This window comes from Plesiomonas sp. (assembly GCF_051650925.1).
Taxonomy (GTDB): Bacteria; Pseudomonadota; Gammaproteobacteria; order Enterobacterales; family CAMTGL01; genus Plesiomonas.
In genome coordinates this window covers 1-3,172 of sequence record NZ_JBOFRH010000275.1, presented here as the reverse complement: position 1 = coordinate 3,172, position 3,172 = coordinate 1, and the positions used below count along the sequence as shown (strand labels likewise).

At 48.5% G+C, this 3,172-nt stretch carries 2 protein-coding genes; one reads left to right on the top strand and one right to left on the bottom strand.

Going from position 1 to position 3,172, the window contains the following annotated elements:
- The first annotated feature begins 140 nt into the window (after positions 1-140).
- Positions 141-857, top strand: a complete 717-nt coding sequence (locus tag ACRC27_RS06680) for a YciC family protein (RefSeq protein WP_438623430.1) — start codon at positions 141-143, stop codon at positions 855-857.
- 200 nt (positions 858-1,057) lie between these two features.
- Here ACRC27_RS06680 and ACRC27_RS06675 read toward each other — a convergent pair whose 3' ends face one another.
- A complete protein-coding gene (locus ACRC27_RS06675; RefSeq protein WP_438621946.1) occupies positions 1,058-2,776 on the bottom strand; it encodes a SulP family inorganic anion transporter in 1,719 nt (572 codons plus the stop codon).
- Positions 2,777-3,172 lie beyond the last annotated feature (396 nt).

Below are 3,172 nucleotides of genomic sequence, written 5' to 3'. Positions count from 1 at the left end.
TGCCGGCAGTTTTCCTACTCAATAAATCACAATTCTGGTTTTCCACTGCACTGACGGGGTGATGTACGTTTAATTCTGTCTGGCAACCCGCTACAATCAGCCGCAATCACCGTACCCTGCATGAACCGGAAGGAGTTTTCATGCCAACCAACGCCAATTTACTGTTCCGCGATAGCATTAATTTCATCCGCAATAACCTCAATACCGTTTTGCTGCTCTCTCTGCTGGCAGCCCTGATTGTTGTTATTGCCGAGCATTTTATGCTCAGCGGCATTAATACTGTTGAGATGTCGCAACAAGATATCGCCATTAAAACCATGCGCGCGCAAACCATGCTCAATATTTTGTCAACGCCACTGTTTAATGGCTGCCTGTTGAGCCTTGTGATCCTCAGTACGCGGGGAAATACGGCCAATATCAGCACGGCAATACAGGCCGGTGTACCGCTCTATTTTGCGATGCTGGGCGTAGAAGTGCTGTCAGGTTTAGCTACCTTTGCTGGTGCTGTCGCACTGATTTTACCCGGTATTTATGTTGCTATTCGTCTAGCATTGGCCCCTTGCTTTTTGGCTGCTGAAGGCCAAAGCATGATTGAGGCTTTAAAATCGAGCTGGCACGCCTCAAAACCGTGGATGAAGCTGATTTTACAAGGTTATCTGATTATCTATCTGGGTATTCGCTTACCGGTGGTGTACTTAATCAGTGCGCTGGATAACAGCCTGCAAATGAACAGTTCGCTGTTCGCGCTCTTAGTCAGCATTGTCTATAACCTGACCAGCGCACTGATGCTCATTTTCCTGTTCCGCCTGTATATGCTGGAAATATTCAAACGCGCTGAAACCGTTAGTGAGCAGTAATTTTCAACGCACTTATTTTTAATGCACTTATCTATACCCAAAATAATCGAAAGACCCAAGATAACAAAAAGGCCGCAAACACACTGCGGCCTTTTTTATACCCATTTTGTAGACTTAGCTTACAGCCTGTATTCACTGACCGTTTGATACCGATTAACTAAAAAATCACCTCGGCATTCAAATCTGACAAGCTTTAACCGCTACGCTGTACCACCACCTTCCAGTGAGCATTCAACACACTGCGCACTTTGCACCAAGCGCACGGCTAAATAGATATCAGGCAGTAGCACAACGCCATAATCCCCATTTTGCAGGCCAGAATCTTTCAGCCAGCGCGTCATCTCGGTTAAGCGCCCTGCAATCACTAAACGAATGTTGCGCCGTTTCAGCGCTTTTTGCAGCTCACCCAATACAGCCAGCACGCTGACATCGGCATAGGTGAAACTCGATACCGCATCAAGCACAACCCAGCGCGGCTGGTTGTCTGACGTATCCACCAGCTCAAGTACCCGTTTTTTGAAATACGGCACGTTAAAGTAGGTCAGCGGTGAGTTAAAGCGGTAAATCATCACCTGATCTAATGATTTAATCCCGTTACCGTTACCCAGAGAACGGACCAACCCCTCTTCATCCAGCCCCAACAGTTGTTCTGTCGGGCGGAATACCGTTTTCATAAACTGCGCCAAGGCCAGCAAAACGGCCATCATAATGCCGGGGATAACCCCCATCACCAATACGCTGATAAAGGTAAACAGCGCCAGCCAAAAGGCTGATTTATTGCGTTTGCGCAGGAAAAACAGGCCGCGTAGATCCATCAGGTGAAATGATGAATAAATCAATACCACCCCTAATGCGGCAATCGGCACGTACTGCAATGGTGTGGTAAAAAAGAACATCACCACCGCAATCATCAGTGCCGCCACGATTGACACCAACTGAGATTTCCCACCGTTAGCATCATTAACCGCAGTACGTGAATCAGCACCACTGACCGCAAACCCCTGCGAAAAAGCCGCCGCCAGATTCGCCAGCCCCAGCGCTCGAAACTCTTGATCAGGGTCTATATCATATCCATTTTTAGCGGCAAAACTGCGCGCGGTCAGCATCATGCTTACGAAGCTGACTACGGCAAGGTTGAGTGCAGGCATGACAATATCACGCAGCAAACCTGGGGGGAAAACCGGCCACTGCACCACCGGCAAACCGGCCTGCACATAGCCAATGGTTGCCACGTTATACTGGCTTAAGTTAAACAGCCACACGGTAAATGCAGCAACCATCATCGCCAGCAATGAACTTGGCCAGCGCGGTTTAATCCGTTTACAGGCCAATATGCACACCAATGTCAGTACACTGACCGCCGTAGTGACAATATGGGAATGTGCAATATAATTTACGCCAGATAAAACTCGCTCAATCAAAAAGCGCTGTTCGTAGGTAAAACCGAACACTTTACTGAGCTGCCCCACAATAATGGTTACGGCCACCCCGTTGAGCAGACCGGTCAGAATGGGGCGCGATAAAAAATCAGCCAGCATCCCCAAATGAAAACGGCTGGCTATCAGACACCACAGGCCAGTCATGATGGTCATGACAATCACCAGTTGCCAATAGCGTTCAGGATCACCCATCGCCAGCGGGGAAACTGTAGCGGCAACCACCGCACAAGTTGCGGCATCTGGCCCAATAATCAGTTGTTTGGATGAACCAAACACCGCATAGGCCAGCATCGGTAAAATGCACGAATACAGCCCAGCAGCAGGCGCAACCCCCACCAAACTGGCATAAGCAATAGCCACTGGCAGCGCCACAGCAGCCACAGATATTCCGGCTGTGACATCTGATTTGAACCATTCGCGTTGGTAATTTAACAGTGTTGATAATCCCGGGGTCCAGCGGGATATCAGGGTTAACAGCATCGCCTTAAAAGACATTGCCTTGAGGTACATCACTAACTCTCCTTGTGGGCAATGGGTATTGCGCAGGCTCACCATGAGCCTGCTCCAACGTCACCAAACTCTATTTTTTTAAACAGAATGACAGGTGATCTGATACAGCTATCATTCAGCGCACTCAGTGAAGTAGCAACCTACGTTAAGTAGTACACTGACCAGTACGGTAACGCGCTGAAAAATAAATGACTCTCTCTAACGTTAGCAGCCAAACGGGATTTTTGCGTTGGCTGACAAATGGCGGATCAAAAAAGCATCAATCAGCGCACTTTCCGCTATCCACTCATAGCGCCCTGATGCATCGCCGTGTCCAGCATCCGTTTCAATATGACATAATACCGGTGCACAACCTTGTTGCATATC

Bases quoted from the DNA above. Each gene is read 5' to 3' on its own strand.
- ACRC27_RS06680 (WP_438623430.1), top strand. From the start codon at position 141: ATGCCAACCAACGCCAATTTACTGTTCCGCGATAGCATTAATTTCATC.
- ACRC27_RS06675 (WP_438621946.1), bottom strand. From the start codon at position 2,776: ATGCTGTTAACCCTGATATCCCGCTGGACCCCGGGATTATCAACACTG.